The organism is Microcoleus sp. N9_A2 (assembly GCF_036701775.1).
Taxonomy (GTDB): domain Bacteria; phylum Cyanobacteriota; class Cyanobacteriia; order Cyanobacteriales; family Microcoleaceae; genus Microcoleus.
Window position 1 is genome coordinate 1 of record NZ_JAUBRH010000067.1, and the last position, 23,126, is coordinate 23,126.

Consider the following 23,126-nt stretch of genomic DNA (forward strand, 5'->3'; position numbering starts at 1 on the left):
ATGTTTCCTATTTTATGACACTTTGTGTACTCTGCTTACTTTTTTTTCTCTGCTACCCCTACTTATTGAGCGGATACTATAATTTCATTCAAATGATGGTGAGTAGTGACCCCACCGCTTCTATTGAGAGCAATATTTCTTGTTTTAAGTTCGTATTCTTTTCCTTCAGCATCAATAGCATCGTTTCCTTCTCGTCCAGGCGATATCCGCAGCCCTAAAAGGATTAATAACTGTAAAGTCTATCCCCCGTTATCTTGAAAAATATCCGCAATACCATATTCACTAGCCAGATTTTGCAATTCTTGGATGCTTTTCATCGCATCTTCTAGCCGTTTAGCATCTGAACTGCGTTCGTTTTCTGTAGTAATAGGCTCTTCAACCGGCTCCACTACCGAAGGAGAAACTGGCTCAGCTATCAGGGTATTAAGGATAGCCGTACTTTCACCGCTTTGGCTAAAACTTAATAAATAACTAGCTGGTACGTCTAGAGCTTCAGCGAGATTCAGAATGACTTCAAAGGATGGCGATCTTTCACCCCGCTCCAATAAACTGATATAGTCAGTAGTCTTATCTGCGAGTTCTGCTAACTCCTCCTGTGTCATCCTTTTTTCTCGGCGCAACTGACTTACTTTGGCCGCAAACAGTTGTCTAGCTTCCTTGTAATTCATACCCTTTACCATTTACAAAAACGTACTGACAGTTCGATTTTTGAATGGTACGAAGAATTTACATTTTAAAGAAGGTACTGAGAGTACGGGTTTACTCGTACTTTCAGTACGAGTTAAGCTAGAATTACCATAAAATCGATCGCACTCTGTATTTTGTAACTTGCAATAATGTTCAATTAGATATGAGTAATATTTTGCCCGCCCCAGTTTATAGCACCAAGTACGGTCAAGCTTATCTGGGAGATTCTTTTCATCTGCTCAATTCTCTTGCTAGTAATTCTGTTGATTTGGTGATGACATCCCCTCCTTTTGCACTACAACGTAAAAAAAGTTATGGAAATGAAGACCAAGACTTATATGTTGACTGGTTACTGGGATTTGCACCGGAAATTAAAAGAGTTCTCAAGGACACGGGAAGTTTTGTGATAGACCTTGGCGGTGCTTATCAAAAAGGGATACCCGTAAGGTCGCTGTATAATTACCGCGTGCTTATTAGGTTATGCGACGAGTATGGATTTAAACTTGCTCAAGAGTTTTTCTGGTTTAATCCTTCAAAACTTCCATCTCCTATAGAGTGGGTGAATAAACGGAAAATTCGGGCAAAAGACTCTGTTAATCCTGTTTGGTGGCTTTCCAAAACGAATCAGCCTCAAGCAAATATTACTAAAGTTAAAGTAGAGTATTCTGAGAGAATGAAAAAACTCTTGAAAAATGCTGATGAATTTTATACTCCCAAGGAACGTCCTTCCGGTCATCAGATTAGCGATAAATTTGCCAAAGATAATGGAGGCGCTCTACCATCTAATTTGCTAGAATTTTCTAATGCCGATAGCAATTCTCAATACCTGCGCTTGTGCAAAGAGATTAATGTTAAGGTGCATCCGGCACGTTTCCCCAAAAAGTTACCGTCATTTTTTGTCAATTTTCTTACTGAACCGGGAGATTTAGTAGTAGATATTTTTTCTGGTTCTAATACGACTGGTCACGCAGCAGAAGAACTATCAAGAAAGTGGATTAGTTTTGAACTAGAAAAACAATATATTGCTGCCTCAACCTTGAGATTTTTACCTCAAGAATGCTTTGACAAAGCCGATGAAATATATAACAAGCTTTTGACAGAGGAACCATCGGGATTTATATTACCTCAGAGTCTGCTACTGTTTGATATCAATAATTATTGTTGTTAATGTTGTTAAATCGCCGATTATTGAGTTTGCCGTAATGAATAAATTACCAAATAAATACATACATTTTTATAAGTGGCTATGGTCTTTGGTGAAATTTTGGACGATCGCCTACATCGTCTCTTGTATACTATTGTTTAGCCTGCAAACTCGTCTGATTTTTGACCCAACATCTGCGATCGCCAAAACACCGGATGCTTTCAATGTCCCCTACGAAGAGGTTTGGTTGCCAGTTAACGGGCGATCGCCCAAAACCGCAAAAACAGAGAAAATTCACGGTTGGTGGCTGCCAACCGCCAATCCACAGCCGCTAGGAACTCTATTGTACCTGCACGGCAAGGGCTTTAACATCGGTACGAATATCAATCAATCTTACCAGTTTCGACAATTGGGTTTTTCTGTATTGCTGATAGATTACCGGGGTTACGGGCGCAGTCAAGGCAGTTTTCCCAGCGAAGCTCGGATATATGAAGATGCAGAAACAGCTTATAATTATTTAGTGAAAGAGCGGCAATTGTCGCCCAGCGAAATTTTTTTGTACGGTCATTCACTCGGAGGTGCTGTTGCTGTAGAATTAGCGATCGCACACCCTAAAGCTGCGGGCTTAATTGTTCAAAGTTCGTTCACTTCCATGCTGGATATGGTAGAACGCCAAAGTTTGATGTGGCTGTTTCCGGTGCGGCTGCTATTGACACAAAAGTTTGATTCTTTGAATAAAGTTAAATTGCTCAAAATTCCGGTTTTGTTCGCCCACGGAAGCGCTGATACTTTGATTCCCGCTGCGATGAGTAAAAAGTTGTATGCTGCTTCTGGTGAACCCAAGCAAATTTTGCTCGTTGTGAAGGCTAAACACAATAATGGAGATGTTTTTTTTAACAGCAGCGAATACCGCCAAACTATTGTTGATTTTGCAAAGCAATATAGAATTAAATGAATAAGGTGTTTTTAGAACCGATCTGAAATCTGGACTTACGAATCAAGACCAAAGAAACCGGGTTTTTCACTGATATTAAAGGCTATGATGCAATCTTTTTGTAAAAAACCCGGTTTCTGCCTCCACGACTATAAATGCAGATTACACGTAATCTCTGTAAATTATTTCTACCTTATCTCCAAATTGTAGCTGCAAAACGGATTGAGCGCTGCCGCCATTAACGGCAATTTCTAGCCAACCGTCAGAACCAATTATGGCAATTAATTCACCGGGATTGCTGTCGCTGTAGGTTTTACCGCTGGGGATGCGAATTGCATCAGAACTATTGCTAATTGTCAATGACCAATTGTTACCTATAATGCAATTATTGGGGATATTAGTAATTAGGTTGCCGAAACGATCGACATATTGAACAAAACCTGTCGCACCTGTGGCTGTAACGGCGCAATTTGGTATCTGTAGCTGCACTAAACTCGCAGGGCGTACCGCCCTTCCCAACTCTTCCAGCGGCACCCCGATCGCCAAATGAGCACCCACTGCTGCGAAAATATCGCGACCGTGAAAAGTGCTGCTGGGTTGGGGCGATCGCCAATATTGCGAATTCGTCAACTCCACAGCGGCGATCGCACTTTCGCGACTCAACACCCCGCTAAACAACCCGTTATCGGGCCCGACAAGGAAGCAATTAGCACATTTCACCGCCACCGCGCGTCTGTTGCTACCCACGCCCGGATCGATGACAGCAATATGTACGGTTTCTGGCGGAAAATAAGCAAAAGCAGCCATCAAACAAAACCTCGCCGCCGCAATATTTTGCGAGGGTATTTGGTGCGTAATGTCAATCACTTTTAACTGCGAGTTAATTTGGGCGATCGCACCTTTCATCACTCCCACATAAACATCGCTCAATCCAAAATCCGTCAGTAGAGTTATAATTCTATTTTTAGACATATATCCAAAGGTAAGAATATGGTAGCGCAGTGGGAAAATTTTCTGCAAAACTTGGGAGAATGGCACGGTTCCTTCACTCAGCTATCAACGCGAGGAGAGGTACTTCAAGATACTCCTACCATTATTTCTCTCGAAGGTTTGAATGACAACAAAACCGTGCGATTGAAACTCCGCCGCTTCTCGCCAAATCCTAGCGGTGTCGGCGAACCGGAAGTCAGCGAACTTGTTCGAGAATATCAGAGTTTGGGACGAGATATCCTGTTTTTTGAGAATGGAAATTTTTGTCAGGGTACTATTCAATTAGCGCCTTATTCTGAGTCTGGTGCCGAGTTTGGTTTTATCTACAATTATCGCCGATTGCGCTTCGTTCAGCTATACAATACCGACGGCAATTTATCCAAACTTACCTTAATTCGGGAAAAGCAGCTTGATAAAAATGTCTCCGAACGTCCGCCTTTAACTGTTGAGGCTTTGCTAGGAGAGTGGCAGGGCGAGGCCGTGACAATGTATCCAGATTCGCGTTCTCCTGATTCCTATTCTACCAATTTACAATTGCATTTGGAAAGTAGCGATCGCCTAATTCAAAAAATTACTTTTGGCAACAATGCTAATGTTATCAGTTCTAGCGGCAGCATTGACAGTTCTGTGATTAATTTTAACGAAGGTTCAACACCAGTGCAAGTTTTGCTGCTTCCCGATGGCGGTTCTTGCACTTGTCCGGTGAAAGTTGAACTCAGAAAACCTATATTTTTTGATGCCGGTTGGTTGGTAGAACCTGACTTGCGATTTCGGATGATTCGCAGTTACAATGACAAAGGTGAATGGGTCAGTTTGACTTTAGTTACTGAACGGAAAATTAGTTATTAATTTCGTAGGGGCGGGTTCACCAACCATCTTTAATTCCCATTCCAAATATTGATAAACCCGCCCCCACTCTACCAAAAAATTCTGATTATATAAAAGGTTTGTCGGTATCTGGGATGGGTGGGGGAGGGTTTTTTAATTCTGCGATTTGATGAGATAAATTTCGGCGAACCCGCCCCTACCAATCTGCGTGTTTTCGCGATTTTTATTCGCCGGACTTTGTTTCCTGGGTTTGCGATTGAATCACCGCACTCCAATCATCATTGTTAACTGCAGCTTCCAGATGTTCGTGTCGTTCGCCGTCAATCTTGGCTGCTGTTTCTAACTCTTTGGTAAGAGTGGAATCGGCCATTGCTTTGCGTAATTTCAGCTTCTTTTCTTCATAAGCTTTTTGTTCCTCAGCAGACATAGCAGCGCGGGCTGCTTGGCCTACCGTAGCCGCCCACATTTCGCTCTGTGCGGCGTTTCCCAGCGGAATAGTGCCTAGTTCTGCTATCCAAGCATCCCGCAAACTTTCCATTTCTTCCCGCTTGGGGAATTTGAAAGTTTGCACACGCAGGAAAGCACAATTTTCTGTGCCATTTTGGGCGATGTGACCGTTGATTGAAAGCAGGATATTTCGCGAATAACCTATAAACTGAGTGTTGCGGGCAGTATCCATTACAGCGTAAACGCCGGCGACTTTCGCGTTAGTTGCCAAATCGCGCCATGTATCTATCGACATTACTTGCGTGCCGTCATTTTCTACTTCAGAAATAGCGGCTGCTGCGCTGTGTTCTGAGTCGGAACTGTATAAAAAGTTGTGCAGTCCTTCATGGGCGACAGGTACGTTTTGATGTTCAATTGCTACATCTCGATCGGCATTCACTTGATTAGCTTCCATAAAACCCAATTCCTCAAAAAATGTCAACTTTACTCATTAAATCTGAAATCTTCCACCATTCTCAATAAGCTTTTTATGAACAGGCTGTCCGGCCTGTTCCACAAAGAGTGAATTTTATTGGGGAACAGGCCGGAAAGCCTGTTAAGCGAGAATGGTGCAAGATCTCAGTTAAATCCCACTTTCATTGGCGGGCAAGATGTCCACCCCACAATCAAGTTCTAGTGGAACAGGCCGGAAAGCCTGTTCTATTGTTTTTTGCCCTTATCTACTTAACTTACGGCAATTTGTTGCAATTCCTCGTCAGTCAATTTAACTTCGATCGCCTTTACGGAGTCCTCAATGCTCGATAATTTTGTCGCAGCGGGAATCGGAACGACGCAGGGCGATTTTGCCATCAACCAAGCTAATACTATACAGTAAACAGAAACGTTTTTTTCTGTGGCTAATTTAGCGATCGCGGGCATATCTTGCAAGCTTGTGACTCGGCGGCTTCCCCCCAAAGGGCTCCAGGGAAAAAATGTCAGTTTTTCGGTTTCGCAATATTCCAGTACGCCGTCTGATTCTGGCTCTCTGTGCCAAGGATTATATTGATTCTGCACGGAGACAACTTCTACTGTATCGCGAGCGCGTTTGATCTGCTCTACAGAAAAGTTGGACACTCCAATAAATCGAATCATTCCTGCTTCTACTGCTTCTTTTGCGGGTGCTAGGGCTGCTTCAATGGTATAAGCGGGATCGGGCGAGTGATATTGCCAAAGGTCGATCGGTTCCTTGCCGCCCAATGCTTCAAAACTTTCCCGAATTGTCTTGCGTAAATGGTGGGGGTTGCCATTGCGCGTCCACGCACCTTGAGGCCGCATTAAGCCGCCTTTAGTGGCCACAGTAACAGCCCTAACATCTCCGCTGTATTGTTGTAAAGCTTTGGCAATCAGGTGCTCGTTGTGGTGTTTGTCGGATTGATCTTGGCAGTAGGAATCGGCGGTGTCAATTAGGGTGACACCCAAATCGAGGGCGCGGTGAATTACCGCAATTGATTGCGATTCTGGTGGCCGGCCACTTAAGGACATTGGCATACATCCAAGACCGATCGCGCTGATAGTAAAATTACTGTTACCCAGTTTTTTCCTTTTCATTTGTTTGCCTTCATTTGCGTGGTTTATTTTCAGTTTACATTTCAAGGATAGATTGAAATTTTACATTTATTTAACTATCTAAGTAAATAGAAAGAATATTTTTTAGATAAGCTGTTTTGCCTTGAAAATGTATATTTCAATTCCCTATTCCCCCCGTGTCAAATCCTCTCCCTCTCAAACATAATAGACAATCTAGATGTGCAGCAGCTTACCTACAGACTTAACTAGCTGGAAGCGCTGGTGTAAAAGCGGAGTGCAAATTGCCAGAAGTAGCGGGAGAAAAATAACAGCCCGATCGCCAATATTCCCGCCCCTGCGATCCAAACGATTTCACCTCTCCCCAGCATGGCTTCTGCAGGCACAGTCGTCAAGAAGGCAACGGGAACTACGAAAGTGAAGAAAAATCGATAAGCTGCGGGATAAGCTGCCATTGGAAATCTACCCGCTTCTAACAATCCTTTGAGAACTTCGGTAACGTTGTAAATTTTGACAAACCAAATGCTGGTTGCACCTAACATAAACCATATACTGTAAAGAGTAATAGTTCCGAATAACAGCGGTATTGCTGTTAAAAAATAGTTGCCGATTTCTACTCCCAACTTGTTAGCAGCATACAGCAGCAATACGGCGCCCAAGATTAAATCTGGGATTCCCCAAGGCGAAACTGTGTTTGCAGACAGCCAGAATTGGGAACTGATGGGTTTGAGGAGTACGAAATCGAGAGTACCTTGCTGCACTCGATCGACAATACGGCTGAGATTAGGTGCTAGAAACGTTGACGAAAACCCCTGCAAAATCGTGAAAATACCGAGTACAACTAAAGCCTCTTCCCATGAATAGCCCGCAAACGTGTAGCCGGTACGGTAGAACAAAAACAGCCCAAACAAGCTGCCCGCAAGATTTCCCAGGCTGCTGAGGGCCGCGAGGACAAAGTTGATTCGGTATTCTAGTTCCGCTGCGATCGCCGCACCCCAGAACAATTTCAGTACGTGCAAATATCGTCCCATGTTTGTCGCCATTTTTTGCCGTTGAAATACTTAGATTTCATCCTATTGTAAAGGTTGTGTGAAGTTAACTGCTGTACTGGCTGCTCTTTACACTATAATTTTAAATTATTTATACCGCTTAGTTAAGTAGTTTTACTAACACGCATTATTAATTTATCTAACAATATTTAAACAAAGATTACAATTATTCATTTCAGTTCATCTTAAGCCCATATCTTTTGGCAATTATTAAGAATAATTGATATTTTTACACCAATAATCGCTTGATTGATTGGAAATACTAATGTGTTACAAGTCTTAATCTTATAAATATTTGACAAATATAGCAATCCTTGCAGGAGTCATAAATTTTTTACCCCACCCCAACCCTCCCCGAACCCGCTCTGAGGGAGTAAGAAATTCACAAATGATGCGAGGATTGCTATATCTCAATACGGGTGACTTAAGAACAATCTGACTTTCAACAAATGCCTGTATGGCCTATAAAATCGTGAGATGACATTCGTCCAAAAGCGTTAAGTCAACCGTATTGTGCTATATCTAACCATAGGGTGCGTGACGGTGACTAATCATTGCACTGCAGCCCTTTACTATTGACTGTCACGCACCGCTTTACCGGGGCAATATTTTTCTTACCAGCCGCAGGATTCTGGGGGATATTTTTCTCGCCAGCGGCAGGATACCCAGTATCAGCAGGCTGAATATTAAACCGAAAAGCAAACTCCAGATCATCGTGGGGGTGAAGGGATGAAGCGGGAGGGAAAAATCTGGTTGCTATTAAATCGGTGTATCTTTGATTAGGAGATAGCTGGCCCCAAAAATTTGTCCGCCGCCGATCGCAGTTCCGACAAAAAAGATGATATTCTCAAGTTTGCCGCGCTTTTTCTCTTTGTCTTCGTTCTTCCTGTCGATTTCCATTTGTTCCCGATCGCGCTGACGTTCCCTCTGTTCCTGTTCCCGGTTCAATTCCACCTGTTCGATTTCTACCATCTCGCGAATTGTGGATATTGTCGGCTGCAACAAATCTTGATTAGCAATCAGGGAGTTTAAGTATTTTTCAATTTGACTTTGATATTTGCGCGATCACAAACTCAGGAACTTCGGCAAAAATACCAGTTGCCGCCTTCAATGGAAAAACTTTTGATTTTAGGATAACTTTCGATATAATAATTTTCCGCATTAATATCAACAGTATTGCGCTCTGCCTCCCCAGCCCAAACAAGCTTCCTATCATTTAAGGAGATAGTGGAGGAAGCGAATCAATATTGGTTAGGGCAAAATTAAGAAAGTATTCTGTCCGCGATATCAGTTGTTCGGCATCGGTTTCTGTTATATTTGGATCGACATTATAATCCGCTCTGAGACGAGTTCTTTCAGCATCAATTAGGTAGCGGTGCAGTTCTACCGGAACTCGATTAGTGCGAGCGAAGCGTTCCCCAAAAGCAGCGATAACGGCTGAGTGTCGCGAATAGGATAATCCTTCAGCTTCTAAAAATGCTGTGGCGATATAAAACATTAAATAATAGGCACGGGAAGTGGCAAATTCAGGAAAACCTGTGTTGTTCAATTCTCTCGCTGCTTGCAAACTTCTACTTGCTTTATCCAGTAGTCTGTGTTGTTCTGGAGTCATATCGCTAACCCTTCTTGACGAATGTTGCGGAAGAAACCATTATTGTGCTGATAAAATTGCTCATCAGTGGCAAATGCACAGCTAATCAGCACATTATATTCTAAACATAAGTCGGCAATTAAAATACTAATTCTATCGCTTTCTTGAGAGTAGTTAAAGGATTTTTTGAGAACTATTAAGATATCTATATCGGAGTCTGGTCTAGCATCACCTCTAGCTTGGGAGCCAAAAAGAACAATTTTGTCTAATTGTTCGCCGTAAAGTTTTTTGAGAGCTTGCTGAGTTTTGGTGACAATTGTTTGGATTTGTTTATTCATATTTCGCGATCGGTTGTATTTAGATAATTCGTGTTATTGAACAATTCTATTATACCAAAAAGGGGATCGCCTGCGCGTTGAGAAAAAGACAGAAAGGGCGATCGACCTTTCCCGACCAAAAATGCGATCGCACTCACACTCTCAACCAAATATCGCCCATCTCATTCCACTCATGGCGATCGCCGCATCACCTCTAATTTTAATTAACATCCTGTCCCTCCCTTAAGCAGGGCTGGGGGGACAGGATGAAAGGGGAAACGAGACTTAAAGCGATCGATAAACGCGATAGTTAATTTCAGGGAAAATATTATCAATCTCCTCAACCTTCTCCAACCAACCAGAATCGACTTTGCCTTCTTTCACTTCATCGTACAACTTGTGAAAGCGCATTAAGTGCGATCGAGTCCGCCGCACCGCATAGGGAACCATCGTCCCCGTCCGCATGATAAACGCCCAGTCAGAAGATTGAGCTAACAGCACTTCCCGCGCCGCCTGGTTCAAAGCCCGATACTGCAATTCATCCTCTGGTTCCATGCTTCCCAACTCAATCATCCGTTCCGCTGCTTTGTGCAAGTGCGGGTAAATCCAAGCATTGGTATCGTTGAGCCAATATTCGTGGAAACCCCGGAAACCCCAGCTAGACTGAGACGGGCGACAAACTTGTTGAGTCGGATTTCCCCGCAAATAATCGGCTAAGTGCGTCATCTCGTAGGTATTTTGGTCGTACCAACTCTTGCGGAACAGGTAATCTAAGAACCAAGGCCCTTCGTACCACCAATGACCGAAAAGTTCCGCGTCGTAAGGTGAAACAATAATCGGCGGACGCTGCATGATGCCGTTGAGGTGTTCGACTTGGCGTTCCCGGTTGAAAGCAAAGTTGCTGGCGTGTTCGGCGGCTTTTTCCCGCGCCCAGTAAGGATCGTACAACTGTTTATCACCTAAACCCAATCCGCGACCGGTGATTTTGTGATATTTAATCCCGGTATTTTTCCGCTGGCCGTTGGGCATGATGTAGGGCTTAATGTAATCGTAGTCGGCTTCCCAGCCCAAATCTTTGTAGAATTCGCGGTATTCGGCGGCGCCTGGATAGCCGACTTCGGAAGACCAAACCTGCTGCGATGATTCGTGATCCCTGCCGAAGGCTGCTACTCCGCATTCGGTGAAAATCGGCGCGTAGCTGCCGTAGCGGGGACGGGGGCGGGCGTAGAGGATGCCGTGACCGTCTGTGAGAAAGTACCGCAAGCCGGCGTCGGCTAACATCCGCTCTAAGCCTTCATAGTAGGCGCATTCGGGCAGCCAAATGCCTTTTGGTCGGCGGCCGAAGTTTTCTTCGTAGTTGTCGCAGGCTACTTGTATTTGCGCCCAAACTGCCTCTGGGTACATTTTCATCAGCGGTAAGTAGCCGTGGGTGGCCCCGCAGGTCATGATTTCGAGGTTGTTGCTGTCTTGGAATTTTTTGAAGGCTTTGACTAAATCTCGATCGCACTTTTCCCAATAATTGCGGACTTGAGAAAAGTGGGCGGCGTAATGTTCGGCTAAATAGCGGAGATGACCGTTGCCAGTGTTGTGTTCGATTTCGAGATCCGCTAGTTCTTCGAGTTTTGCCAAGTGATCGTCGAAACGGTCTTGCAGCAAGGGGTCGCGCAGCATTGCCACCAATGGCGGTGTCATGCTCATGGTAATCTTAAAGTCTATGCCGTCGCGTTTGAGTCCTTCAAAGACTTGCAGCAAGGGAATATAGGTTTCTGCGATCGCCTCAAACAGCCATTCTTCTTCTAAAACGTAGTCGCTTTCGGGGTGGCGCACAAAAGGCAGGTGGGCGTGGAGAACGAGGGCGAGGTAGCCAATAGTCATAATGATTTGGATGTCGTAGTTATTAACTGACGCTAGAGTTAGTGACAGCATTAAAATATTTTAAGATTTTATGCTGAAACGGGACTCACAAAATGCCGTGTTTTTTTAATGGCCTTTCTCTAACAAACTAAATGTCAGCAAATTCTGATTTTCTGCTTGCTGTCGGATTAGGGCTGCTGCTGTTTGAGAGTCTACTGGCTTTGAGAAAAAGAATCCCTGGGCGTACTCACATTTTAACCCTTTTAGTAGAGATAGTTGCGAGGCTTCTTCGACTCCTTCGGCTACTACATCCATGCCTAAATTGTGCGACAAAGTAACGATCGACCGCACAATTTCTGTCGGGTCAATGCCTCCTTTGCTGAAATCGAATTCACCTCCCATTCTGCTAACAAAAGAGCGGTCTATTTTTAAGGTATTGGTAGGGAAGCGGTGCAGGTAGGAGAGTGATGAATAGCCGGTGCCGAAGTCGTCAATGCACAAGTGTATGTTTCGGGTTCTGAGCTGCACCAGCATTGCTGTTACTGATTCGGAATTTTCTATGAGTACGCTTTCGGTAATTTCGAGTTTTAAACTGCTGCCGTCGAGGTTAGTTTCTTCAAGAACTTGGTCGATGTATTCGATTAAATCTGGCTGAGAAAACTGTTTGACAGAAATGTTGACGCTAACGCTTAAGGGGGGGTTGCTGGGAAATAGCTGCTGCCACTGGCGGATTTGGTGGCAAGCTGTGCGAAGTACCCAGCGGCCGAGGGTTACGATCAAGCCGGTTTCTTCGGCGATGGTGATGAATTCGCCGGGGGAAACTAAGCCACGTTCTGGATGCTGCCAGCGCACTAGGGCCTCAAAACTGGTAATTGTGTTAGTGGCGATCGACACGATCGGCTGGTAGTGAATAATAAACTGGGGCGCTGCGGATAAGGGAGGTAAGGCTGATTCGTGGGATGGGGGAAAGTCTTCTTCTCTGACCGGCTCTTTAATTGATTCGATCGCCCGCCGCAGGTCGTTTTCTAGCTGCAACAGCCGCAAAGCGTGGGCGTGCATGGAACTGTTGAAAACTTCGTGTCGGGCTCTGCCGAGTTCTTTGGCGCGGTACATTGCTGTGTCGGCGTCGCGCAGCAGGGTTGTCGGTTCCAGATATTCGCCAGAACTCAAAGCTATGCCGATGCTGGCGGTGATAAATACTTCGTGTCCGTCTAGAAGGAGAGGGGAGGTGATTTTCTTTTGCAGGCGGTTGACAATGGTGGTAGCTTCATTGATGCCCTCGATGTCTTCTAGCAACAGCACAAACTCGTCTCCTCCGAGGCGGGCGACTGTATCTCCGACCCTCAGACAAGCTTCCAGACGCCGCGCGATCGATACTAGCAATTGATCGCCGATGGCGTGGCCGAGGGAATCGTTGACTACTTTAAATCTATCTAAATCGAGAAACAGTACGGCAAACAAGTAGTCTTTGCGCCGTTTTGCCAGCCTCAGAGCGTGTTCCAGCCGATCGGTAAATAGCGATCGGTTGGGCAATCCGGTGAGGGCGTCGTGAAAAGCATCGTGCAGCAGTTGTTCTTCGGCGAGTTTGCGCTGAGTGATGTCGTGACAGTTAATCACGATTCCCTGGACTGCGGGATCATGCAGCAAGTTGGTGGCTACAGCTTCTACATAACACCAGGAACCGTTGCGGTGGCGGACTCGGTACTCAACTGGGCACTGGCTTCTTTTGGGGTTTTTAATGGCTTTGTGGAGGGTTTCGGTGATCGTGGTGCAGTCGTCGGGGTGAACTATTTCTAAGGCGCTGCGCCCGATCGCCTGGTGGGGCCCGTATCCTAAAATTCGCTTGACGGAAGGGCTGATGTAGCGGAAGATTCCTTCGGCGTCAAGAATGATCGTGATGTCTGTGGCATTTTCAATCAGCGAACGAAATCGCTGTTCGCTTTGGCGCAGGGCTGATTCTGCTTGTTTGCGATCGCTGATGTCCAGGGCTACTCCGTCTATAATTACGTCGCCGTTTTCGTGTTTGGAAAATTTAGCGCTGTCTTGCACCCACTTGACCTCCCCAGATCTCAGAACGATGCGGTACTGGCGATCGCACGGCAAAAGACTCGCTGTCGATGCTGCTACGCTGCTGTCAAAAAAGCTTTTGTCCTCTGGATGGATGATTTCTGTCAAGAGTTCCGGGTGCGAAATCACTTCTTCGGCCCCGATCCCAGTAACTTCGCGCACGCCCGGACTGATGTAGGGCATGGACATTGTGCCATCTGGATGCAGCACGGTGCGGTAGACTGAGCCGGGAATGTTGGCTGCCATTGTGGCTAGCTGCTGCTGGATGCCGCAGACTGCTGCTTCGGCGCGCTTGCGTTCTGCAAGTTCGGTTTGGGCTTGTTGGTAGAGTTCGGCTTGGTGGATCGCGATCGCGCACTGATCGGCTATGGCTTTGAGTAGCGACTGTTCTTCGACGCTCCAAGAGCGCGCTCGATCGCACTGGTAGAGGCAAATTCCTCCCAAAAATGATTGCTGGTAGAGCAGCGGTGCGATCGCGATCGAGTGAAACCCTAAAAATTCCGCTGATGCTTGCAGTTCCGGGCCCAGAGTCGATAACTCGGCGAGGGCGATCGTTTCTCCGCGGGCGAGGGAGAAGCGATAGTGTTGGGCAAAGTCGCAATTTAGACCGATCGCCCGTTCTCTGTCGGCTGCCTTTAAGCTCATGTAGCGAATCCCGATCCTGCCCTCAGCATCTGGCTGCAATATCGCGCAGCCGCTGATTTCTAGAGCTTCGTGCAGTTGATCTGCGGTGGTTTGCAGCACTTCGTCGAGTACAAGGGTGAAGCGCATGGCTTGGAGGATGCGGTTGATGATCGCTTCACGAGTCGCTTGCCGCTGAATTTGGGCGATCGCTTCTTGTTGCTGGCGTCGCATTTTGTATTCTTGGAGCGATCGTTCTAAGACTGTTGGCAACCTAAACAGTCGCCCTTTTAATACGTAATCGGTCATTCCGGCTTTGATGCACTCAACTGCCGCTTCTTCTCCCAAACTTCCCGTTATTAAAATCAATGGTATGTCGTGGCCCAATTCCTGCATTAATTTCAACACTTCTAAACCGTTGAATCCCGGGAGGCGGTAATCGGATAGTACAGCATCGTACTTGCAATTCTCAAGCAGTTTTCTGCACTCTGTTGCTGTTTCGGCAGTGTCGCACTTAAAATTTACCCCCCCCGCTTCTAAGGCGAGCACTATTAATTCCATATCTTCTGCCATGTCTTCGATAATCAACAATTTTAATGTTGATTCCGCTACCAGTTTTAGTAGATAGTTGGTCTGACTTATATCTAACATAAGGTATTGGGGAGGTTTTCAATTGGTTGTTCGTGTTATTGCTAGTAATTTTTTAGACTGACTTTTGTTGTTAATTATATCTCGATATGTTTAGGTGTTTTTATAAAAATTAATTATATACTATACTCGCAAAACCTTTGTTTAGCAACGGCCGTCGAGGGCTGACAGAACAGATTGGGGATCATCCCAATTTTTAAAAGAGGTTTTTTTAGGAGTGCCAGCATCTTGCACAGCCAAGCCTCGATCTTTCGCTCCCATCCCTGACAGTGAACACTCCTGTCACACCAAAATTCGGATGCTCTCACCGATTGTGACTTATTTAAGTCTATAAGAGTTTTAAATTCTGAATTTAAAACTCTTATGCACTTAACTTAGCAGAAAGAATTGGTTTCAAGCCCAAAGCCTGATCCGGAGAAATTAAAAGAAGACTATTCATTACTCCAATCCTCTTCCTTCCAGGTAGAGGTTAACGGTCAACGGTCAACGGTCAACGGTCAACGGTCAACGGTCAACTGTCAACGGTCAACTGTCAACGGTCAACGGTCAACGGTCAACGGTCAACGGTCAACTGTCAACTGTCAACTGTCAACGGTCAACTGTCAACTGTCAACTGTCAACTGAAGAATCTATATTACCGTTTGAGATTGTTTGCCCTAGTTTAAAGTAAAACGTGGCTCCTTGACTAGGTAGGCTTTCGGCCCAAACCGTGCCGCCGTGGCGGTGAATAATCCGTTGGACGATCGCCAAACCGATGCCCGTACCTTCAAATTCTCTCTGGGAGTGCAGCCTCTGAAAGGCTCCAAACAGGCGATCGGCATATTCCATCGGAAAACCCACCCCGTTATCCTTGACACAAATCGTCCCATCAGGTAAACCCTCAATAACTATTGTAGCTGGAATGCGTCCGCTGCTGAACTTGACGGCGTTGCTAATCAAGTTGCTGAACACTTGTTGCAGCAAGGTTGGATCTCCCATTACTGTCGGCAAATCTCCAACGGCAAATTCAACGCTGTGGGGAGTTTGGGCCGGATCTGCGACGGTTGGGGGTTTAGTCAATTTAATCGCATTTTGTACCAAACGGCTCAGATCGATCGGAATTTGCCTCAACTCGGTGCGAGTCACCCGCGACAGGGCGAGCAAACCGTCAATCAACAGGCTCATTTTTTGGCTGCTGTCTTCAATTATTTCCATATAGTGAACTATTTTGCGATCGCTCAAAGCCTCAGTTAATTCTAGTCGCTGCTTCAACGCTTCTACAAAACCTGAAATGTGTCGCAAAGGTGCGCGTAAGTCGTGGGAAACTGAGTAAGAAAAAGATTCTAATTCTTGATTGGCAGCTTCTAATTGCTCTGTGCGTTCTGACAAAGCTTGTTTTGTCTCTACCAACTCAGTGATATCGCGAGCAGTGCCAATTAAAGCATAAACATCACCGTTGAGATTTCTCAGTGGAATTTTAAACGTGTCGAAGTAAGCATTGCCGCCCGCTCTCACAAATTTTTCCTGGAAGTGTACAGTTTTGCCCGATTCAAATACCTGCAAATTTTCCCGGCAAAATCGTTCGGCGAGTTCGCTGGGATAGCACTCAAAAATGGTTTTGCCCTGCATCTGCTGCCTACTGTCAAAGCCGGAAAATTCGGCAATGGGATGGTTGACAAAAGAAAAGCGCATATTGTCCAGTTCTACAACATAAATGTAGTCCGGCAAAGCATCAAAAAAAGTCTCTAATTCTGCGGTACGCTGCGCGACTTGAGCTTCTAAAGTTTCGTTGAGTTCTTTGAGTTCAGCTTCTGCTCGTTTGCGTTCGGTGATATCTTGACCGATGCCGATACATCGGCCGTCGGAAAGGCGAACATTTGCCCAAGAAGTGTCGATAATTCGCCCGTCTCTAACTTGTGTTTTGAAGTCGCTCCAGTTCTGATTTGCTGCTTGGATTTCATCCAAAACGCATTGACGGTATTCTGGCTGCGGATAAAATTCCGCTAAGATATCGCGGTCTTTGATTTCCGCCAAACTCCAGCCGAGCACTTGTTCCCAGTGGCGGTTTACCCAGTTTATTTGACCGTTTTTGTCGAACAATGCGAGCATAATCGGCACGTTGTCGAAGATTGTTTGCAGCAGTTCTTTTTGCTGTTTTAATGATTCTTCGGCTTGTTTGCGATCGCTGATATCGAGTACGGAACCGATAACTTGCCTCATTTGTCCGTCTGGGGTTCTTTTGAAGATTGTAGACCGATCGTGCACCCAGCGCCATTCCCCATTTTTGTGTTTAATTCTATAGTCTATGTCATCGGTTTCATGGGGATTGCTGCTGTGTATTAGCCGCTCCATACCTGTAATTAGCTTTAACATATCTTCGGGATGAACCAAGTTAACTACAGCATCTGTACCAAAATCTTGCAATTCTTTTGCAGTGTAGCCGAGCATGGCTGTGACAGATTCATTTGCATAAATATTTTTGTTTTCTACTGCATCGTAAATGTAGAGAAAGTTGGGGATAGTTGTCAGTATGCTCTCTAAAAGTTCTTGATGTTTTTGCAGTTCTAATTCTGCCTGTTTGCGCTCGCTTAAGTCCAGCACAAAACTGACGCCTAACTGCTTAGTTCCTTCTAAAAATGTGCTGCCTAGCAGCACCGGAACGCGGCTACCATCGGAGCGTATAAATTCTTTTTCAAAGGGAATAACCGTATTTCTAGCCTTCAGTTCAGCAACTTTTTCTGTATCTAAACGCACGTATTCTGGCGGTGTCATTTCTTGCCAGTTAACTCTTCCTGAAAGCAGATCGTCCCGCGTATAGTTTACCGTATTTAAAAAAGCGGCGTTGGCATCTGTAATGCTGCCGTTAAGATCCCAAAAAATTAGGCCGATCATATTAGAATCAACTATGGCTTTAAATTTTGATTCGCTTTGTCGCAACTGGCATTCGACTTGTTTTAGTTCTGTGAAGTCGCGGGCGATTGATAAAACAGTTTCTACTGAATTGTCTTCAGCAAATTCGGGAATGACTCGACAGTGGTAATGTTTTATGCCCTGGAGAGTGGGAAACTCAAATTCTATGGTTTCTTGCTGCCCGGTGCCAAAAACTTTCAGAAAAGTCTCGTCCCACAAGTCGCACAAGTCTGGCGGCATTCCTGATTCTCTGTTGCTATTGCCAATTAATTCTGCGGGGGGTTTTCCGGTCGCTGATTCTACTGCTTGGTTGATGTAAAGGAGGCGCCGTTCTCGATCGAACCGGGCGATGATATCAGTCGCATTTTCGGCTAGGGCGCTGAAAGCTTGTTCGCGCTGGTGCAGTTCTTCTTGAGAGCGGTGGTGTTCGGTTAAGTCTCTGGCAAAAGAGAGAATTGAAACTACTGTTCCCGATTCATCGATTAGTGCAGAATTGTACCATTCGCAGTAAATTACCGAGCCATCTTTGGTATGGTTGCGGTTGTGGCAAATGTTGCGGGGTTCCCTGCCCTGTAACAGTTGATTTGTGACGGCGGACACTTGCTCGAAGTCTTCTTGATGAACTATTGACAATTCCTGCCAGTCTTTGCCGATTACTTCTGCTGCACTCCAGCCAAATATTTGTTCGGCCATTGGCGACCACCGCACTATCCGAAATTCCCTGTCCCACTCTATAACTGCCATTTGCGAGTTTTCTAGGTGCAATTCCAGCCGCGAGTTGGTTTGTTTTATTTGAGTTTGAAGTTGCTGGCGGAGTTGCTTAGCCTCGGCAAAGCGGTCGCTGATTTCCTGTGCGTTTGCTGAGCAGGCTTTGGTAATGCGATCGAGGGTTTCTGCTGTTTGTTTTTCGAGTTCGTTCCAAGCGAGTTCGAGGGCTGATTCCGCCTGTTCTAGCTCAGTGATGCTGTTCTGAAACAGTGTGGCACTTTCAACTGGAATTTCAGGCATATTTTTGGCACTTAGGCAAGTGTTAATTTTAGAATTCAAAATTAAGGCTTAACAATTAAAAATATGTAATACCATTTTTTTAAGTTATGCAAGACTTATGTAAAAACTCAAAGACAGAATTATCAATGTCTGGCGGTATTTTATCTCTATCACATCTTTAAAAAAATGGTATAATTTCTTGTTCAATTATACATTTTTAATTTTTAGTCTGTGCATGGAGCAGATCGTTGGAGGCGGGCGGCGTTATTAAAGACTGCCAGTCAAAGGATTTGGGGTGCAGATTGCTCAGCAATTGTGGTGGATCGATCTCAAACTCTCCTGGGTAAGGGAAGGGTGCGGGCAGGAGCAGGCGCTAAGTATATTTTTGCACAGAGTTGTTGTTTGGGGGCGATCGCAAGGAGAGCGGCGTGGCTGGGGGCGTGGGTCGATCGCCAATCTGTAGCAGGGCGTTGCCTATGCAGATCCCCATTTGTCTCAACTAAACGCGCTTTCTCAAAGTCCGGCAGGGGTTTAAACCTGCCGAACTAAGGGTTTGATGCGCTTGCTGCCACCAATGAAACTCCCCCTACCTACAAATAATCTCCAATCACTTTGGTCAATAAAAAGCTAAAATATAATCTAAAGTTATTCAGTCTTTTAAATCGCTTATGACTGCTGCTGCACCCTCTTCGATAAAAAACCAAACTCAGTACGAAGCCATTATCGGTCTTGAAACTCATTGTCAATTGAGTACGAATACTAAAATTTTCTCCAGTTCTTCTACAGAATTTGGCAATGCTCCAAATACTAACATTGACCCAATTTGTATGGGAATGCCTGGAGTGTTGCCAGTATTAAATCAAAAAGTTCTGGAGTATGCGGTGAAAGCAGGGCTGGCTCTCAACTGCGAAATCGCACCTTACAGTAAGTTTGACCGTAAGCAATATTTCTATCCCGATTTGCCGAAAAATTATCAAATTTCTCAGTTCGATTTGCCGATCGCCACTAACGGTTCGATAGAAATTGAACTGGTGGACGAGGCTGGCAATTCTACTAGAAAAAAAATCGGGATCACTCGCTTGCACATGGAGGAAGATGCAGGCAAATTGGTTCACGGCGGTAGCGATCGGCTCAGCGGTTCTACTTATTCAATGGTGGATTACAACCGCGCCGGTGTGCCTCTGATCGAAATTGTTTCGGAACCGGACTTGCGATCGGGCGCGGAAGCTGCCGAATACGGTCAAGAAATACGCCGGATCGTCCGCTATATCGGTGTTGGCGACGGGAATATGCAGGAAGGTTCGCTCCGGTGCGATGTGAATATTTCGGTGCGCCCGGTTGGTAGAAAAGAGTTCGGCACGAAGGTGGAAATTAAAAATATGAACTCTTTTAATGCGATCGAGCGGGCGATCGATTATGAGATCGAGCGGCAAATTCAAGCTGTGGAAAATGGCGAAACCATCGTCCAAGAAACGCGGCTTTGGGATGAAAATAAGCAATGTACTTTCAGTATGCGGATTAAGGAAGGTGCGAGCGATTACCGGTATTTCCCGGAACCGGATTTGCCTCCGATCGAGGTTTCTGCGGAGCAATTGCAGGATTGGAAAGCTCAACTGCCGGAATTGCCGGCATCCAAGCGCCATCGCTACGAAACCGATCTCGCTCTTTCTCCCTACGACGCGCGGGTGCTGACTGACGACAAAGCGGTGGCGGAGTATTTTGAAAAAACGATCGCCGCTGGTGCTGTGGCTAAACAAGCTGCCAATTGGGTGATGGGCGATATCACTGCTTACCTGAAAAATGAAAAACTGGCGATCGCAGAAATTCCTTTCCAACCGCAGGATTTAGCCGAACTGCTGGCGCTAATTGATGCTGGCACGATCAGCGGCAAAATCGCTAAGGATATTTTGCCGGAGTTGCTGGCAAACGGTGGTTCTCCTCAGAAGTTCGTTGAGAGCAAGGGTTTGATTCAAATTTCGGATACTGGGGCGATCGATCAAGCGATCGATGCAGTTTTGGCCGCCAATCCCAAGGAGCTCGAACAGTACCGAGCCGGTAAAACTAAGCTGCTGGGCTTTTTTGTCGGCAAGGTGATGAAGGAAACGGGCGGCCGGGCTGATCCCAAATTGACCAATGAGCTGCTGGTGGCGAAGCTTAACGGTTGAGGCAAAGCAGTCGTTAAGGCTGGGCTGTTTCATTTTCCGTAGGGGCCGTGCCCCCGTGCCGGCCCTCTTGGTCTGATCTGCCGATCGAATCGTCTAGGTCGGGGGTAGGCACGGGGAGTAGGGGTCGCACTACCCCTACAAAATTGCGATTTTTGTGAGAAGGAAACCGCTTTGGTTAAGGGGATCGTGTAGCGGATACAGCGGCGCGCGATCGGTTTTTCCCGAGCTCGCCGCGCGATCGCCCTTCTCGCTGGCTCGTAACTTTATAATTAATCTACATTTCTTTACAACATCTTCACGTTTGGGGGTAACACCCCTCATGCTGACCGTGTTATATTGTGTTATGTAGATGCACCCTGATGGCAGAGAGAGTTACTTAGGTAGCTCTCTCTTTTTTTGTCTTTTTTTTTGCACGGACGTGAAAATACGGATGGGAGAGAGGGGGATTGGCCATACCGATTCCCGATTACTGATTACCGATTAGCAATTACCGCTTTGAGTCGATTAATATCAACTTTAGTTATTAACTAATTTTGACATTATGAGCGAACAAGCTAGCGAGCTAATCAAGCAGGGGATTTCGCAATATCAGGCGCGCCAATTTGAGGCGGCGCTCGGTTGTTGGCAGGAAGCGCTGGCGCTGTATCGCTCAATGGACGATAAGCGGCGATCGGGTGCGGCGCTGGGTAATATGGGCGTAGCTTACGAAGCGCTGGGAAATTATGCTCAGGCGATCGACTGTTACCAGCAGCATTTGGTGTTAGCGCGGGAAATTGGCGATCGCCGGGGTGAGGCAAATGCTTTGGGAAATCTGGGCAATGCTTGTTGTGCTCTGGAGGATTTTTCTGGTGCTATTGATTACCAGCAGCAGCGTTTGGCGATCGCGCGGGAAACTGGCGACGGGCGCTCTGAGTTGGAAACTTTGGGTAATTTGGCGCTAGCTTACGATGCTAAGGTAGATTTGCCTGGTGCGATCGAATGTTATCACGAGCAGTTGTCGATCGCGCGCGCGAGCAAGGACGATCGCATTGAGCGCAATGCTCTCAAGAATTTGAAGCTTGCTTACAAGTATTTAGCAGATTACGAGAAGGCCAACGAGTATCGGCAGCAGCAATTGGCGATCGTCCGGGAACTGTTTTTAACTGATAAAAATAAGAGTTTTGTACAACTTGCACAAACAGTTGGTTTGAATCCGATTGAGGATTTTGCAGGGGCTAATTTAAGCGGTTTTGACTTGCACTACGCTGATTTTAACGGTGCGGATTTGCGCGAAACCAACCTCCGGGGAGCAGATTTGACTTTGGCTGATCTCAGCGGTGCTTTGCTGAGCGCTGCTATTTTAATTGATGCTAACTTGTGCAATGCTAATTTGCGGGATGCTGAACTCAGCAGCGCCAATTTAAGCGGTGCTGATTTGCGGACAAAGCTGCCCAGGGCGAATTTGAGCGGTGCAAATTTAACCGACGCCAATTTGAGCAGTGCTTATTTACCGAATGCGATTTTAGTAAATGCAAATTTGACAAATACTGATTGCAAAAATGCTGATTTAAGTGGTGTTAATTTGAGTGGTGCGAATTTAAACGGTGCTGATTTGAGCCGCGCTGATTTAAAAAATACGGTGGTGGAAAATGCGAAGTTTTTTGGTTGTCTGGGAATTTCGGAAGCGGTGAAAGCTGAGTTAAGGGCACGGGGCGGGATTTTTGAGTAGAATGGGAAATGTTGGTAATTCTAGAGGGTAACAAAAGCTATGACTGCCGTAACTGCAAAACGATTCTCGATCGCCGAATACCACCGTTTGGGAGAACTGGGTTTTTTTGAACCGGATGACAGAGTTGAATTGATTCGCGGAGAAATTATCATTATGGCTGCTAAAGGTACGTTTCACTCTGTTTGTAATTCGCTGCTGTTTGGAGAATTGTACGCGCTGGTGGGAAAAAGAGCGATCGTGCGCGGTCAAGAGCCGATTACTTTGTCGGATGATAGCGAACCAGAGCCTGATGTTGTGATTACCCGCAATCGTTCTGACAATTATTTATCTTCTCACCCGGAGCCGGCTGATATTTTGTTGGTAATTGAGGTTTCTGATTCTACTTTGAAATACGACAGGAGAACCAAGTTATCTATCTATGCTGAATCGGAAATTTCTGATTATTGGATATTTAATTTGGTAGATATTCAACTGGAAATGCACAGCGAACCTTATCAAAAACAAAGAGGTGGTTTCGACTATCGAGTCAAACGAGTGGTTTTGCCGAATGAGGTTGTGGTAATTCCAGGTTTCCCAGATTTGTCTCTCGATTTATCTGCGGTATTTCCGGCGCAGATGGGTGAGTGAAGGTGAGGAG

16 protein-coding genes and 1 pseudogene are annotated in these 23,126 nt (G+C 45.7%); 6 read left to right on the top strand and 11 right to left on the bottom strand.

Going from position 1 to position 23,126, the window contains the following annotated elements:
* Positions 1-62: 62 nt before the first annotated feature.
* Positions 63-680 (bottom strand): annotated as a pseudogene (locus QUA44_RS25925) (helix-turn-helix domain-containing protein).
* Between the two features lie 170 nt (positions 681-850).
* On the opposite strand from QUA44_RS25925, the gene QUA44_RS25930 reads away from it, so the two are divergent.
* Both QUA44_RS25930 and QUA44_RS25935 read left to right on the top strand, forming a co-directional pair.
* Positions 851-1,855 carry a site-specific DNA-methyltransferase gene (locus QUA44_RS25930; protein WP_333255707.1) on the top strand — a complete coding sequence of 335 codons (1,005 nt, stop codon included), beginning with the start codon at positions 851-853 and terminating at the stop codon, positions 1,853-1,855.
* Between the two features lie 34 nt (positions 1,856-1,889).
* A complete protein-coding gene (locus QUA44_RS25935; RefSeq protein WP_333255709.1) occupies positions 1,890-2,786 on the top strand; it encodes an alpha/beta hydrolase in 897 nt (298 codons plus the stop codon).
* 141 nt (positions 2,787-2,927) lie between these two features.
* Here QUA44_RS25935 and QUA44_RS25940 read toward each other — a convergent pair whose 3' ends face one another.
* Complete coding sequence (locus QUA44_RS25940) at positions 2,928-3,737, bottom strand: SAM-dependent chlorinase/fluorinase (protein WP_333255710.1); 810 nt, start codon at positions 3,735-3,737, stop codon at positions 2,928-2,930.
* An 18-nt stretch (positions 3,738-3,755) separates the two neighbouring features.
* On the opposite strand from QUA44_RS25940, the gene QUA44_RS25945 reads away from it, so the two are divergent.
* A complete protein-coding gene (locus QUA44_RS25945; protein WP_333255712.1) occupies positions 3,756-4,604 on the top strand; it encodes a DUF3598 family protein in 849 nt (282 codons plus the stop codon).
* A gap of 202 nt (positions 4,605-4,806) precedes the next feature.
* On the opposite strand, the gene QUA44_RS25950 is transcribed toward QUA44_RS25945, so the two are convergent.
* The 9 genes from QUA44_RS25950 to QUA44_RS25990 form a co-directional block, all read right to left on the bottom strand.
* A complete protein-coding gene (locus QUA44_RS25950; protein WP_333255713.1) occupies positions 4,807-5,484 on the bottom strand; it encodes a GIY-YIG nuclease family protein in 678 nt (225 codons plus the stop codon).
* 269 nt (positions 5,485-5,753) lie between these two features.
* A complete protein-coding gene (locus QUA44_RS25955) occupies positions 5,754-6,617 on the bottom strand; it encodes an aldo/keto reductase (RefSeq protein WP_333255715.1) in 864 nt (287 codons plus the stop codon).
* A 224-nt stretch (positions 6,618-6,841) separates the two neighbouring features.
* Positions 6,842-7,636 (bottom strand): ABC transporter permease, encoded by a 795-nt coding sequence (locus QUA44_RS25960; RefSeq protein ID WP_445243699.1) that lies wholly within the window; start codon positions 7,634-7,636, stop codon positions 6,842-6,844.
* A gap of 765 nt (positions 7,637-8,401) precedes the next feature.
* A complete protein-coding gene (locus QUA44_RS25965) occupies positions 8,402-8,614 on the bottom strand; it encodes a hypothetical protein (RefSeq protein ID WP_333255717.1) in 213 nt (70 codons plus the stop codon).
* Positions 8,615-8,858: 244 nt separating this feature from the next.
* Positions 8,859-9,254, bottom strand: a complete 396-nt coding sequence (locus tag QUA44_RS25970; RefSeq protein WP_333255719.1) for a HEPN domain-containing protein — start codon at positions 9,252-9,254, stop codon at positions 8,859-8,861.
* The gene (locus QUA44_RS25975) at positions 9,251-9,571 is read right to left on the bottom strand and encodes a nucleotidyltransferase domain-containing protein (protein ID WP_333255721.1); all 321 of its coding nucleotides are present in this window, start codon (positions 9,569-9,571) and stop codon (positions 9,251-9,253) included. Before QUA44_RS25975 ends, QUA44_RS25970 begins: the two co-directional genes overlap by 4 nt.
* A gap of 264 nt (positions 9,572-9,835) precedes the next feature.
* Positions 9,836-11,425, bottom strand: a complete 1,590-nt coding sequence (locus QUA44_RS25980) for a glycoside hydrolase family 57 protein (protein WP_333255739.1) — start codon at positions 11,423-11,425, stop codon at positions 9,836-9,838.
* A 105-nt stretch (positions 11,426-11,530) separates the two neighbouring features.
* A complete protein-coding gene (locus QUA44_RS25985; RefSeq protein ID WP_333255723.1) occupies positions 11,531-14,743 on the bottom strand; it encodes an EAL domain-containing protein in 3,213 nt (1,070 codons plus the stop codon).
* Positions 14,744-15,349: 606 nt separating this feature from the next.
* On the bottom strand, positions 15,350-18,637 hold the full coding sequence (locus QUA44_RS25990; RefSeq protein WP_333255725.1) for a PAS domain S-box protein: 3,288 nt from the start codon (positions 18,635-18,637) through the stop codon (positions 15,350-15,352).
* 647 nt (positions 18,638-19,284) lie between these two features.
* On the opposite strand from QUA44_RS25990, the gene gatB reads away from it, so the two are divergent.
* From gatB to QUA44_RS26005, 3 genes are all read left to right on the top strand, one after another.
* Positions 19,285-20,781 (top strand): Asp-tRNA(Asn)/Glu-tRNA(Gln) amidotransferase subunit GatB, encoded by a 1,497-nt coding sequence (gene gatB, locus QUA44_RS25995; protein WP_333255727.1) that lies wholly within the window; start codon positions 19,285-19,287, stop codon positions 20,779-20,781.
* 541 nt (positions 20,782-21,322) lie between these two features.
* Positions 21,323-22,489, top strand: a complete 1,167-nt coding sequence (locus tag QUA44_RS26000) for a pentapeptide repeat-containing protein (RefSeq protein WP_333255728.1) — start codon at positions 21,323-21,325, stop codon at positions 22,487-22,489.
* Between the two features lie 39 nt (positions 22,490-22,528).
* The gene (locus QUA44_RS26005; RefSeq protein ID WP_333255730.1) at positions 22,529-23,116 is read left to right on the top strand and encodes a Uma2 family endonuclease; all 588 of its coding nucleotides are present in this window, start codon (positions 22,529-22,531) and stop codon (positions 23,114-23,116) included.
* The last annotated feature ends 10 nt before the right edge of the window (positions 23,117-23,126 follow it).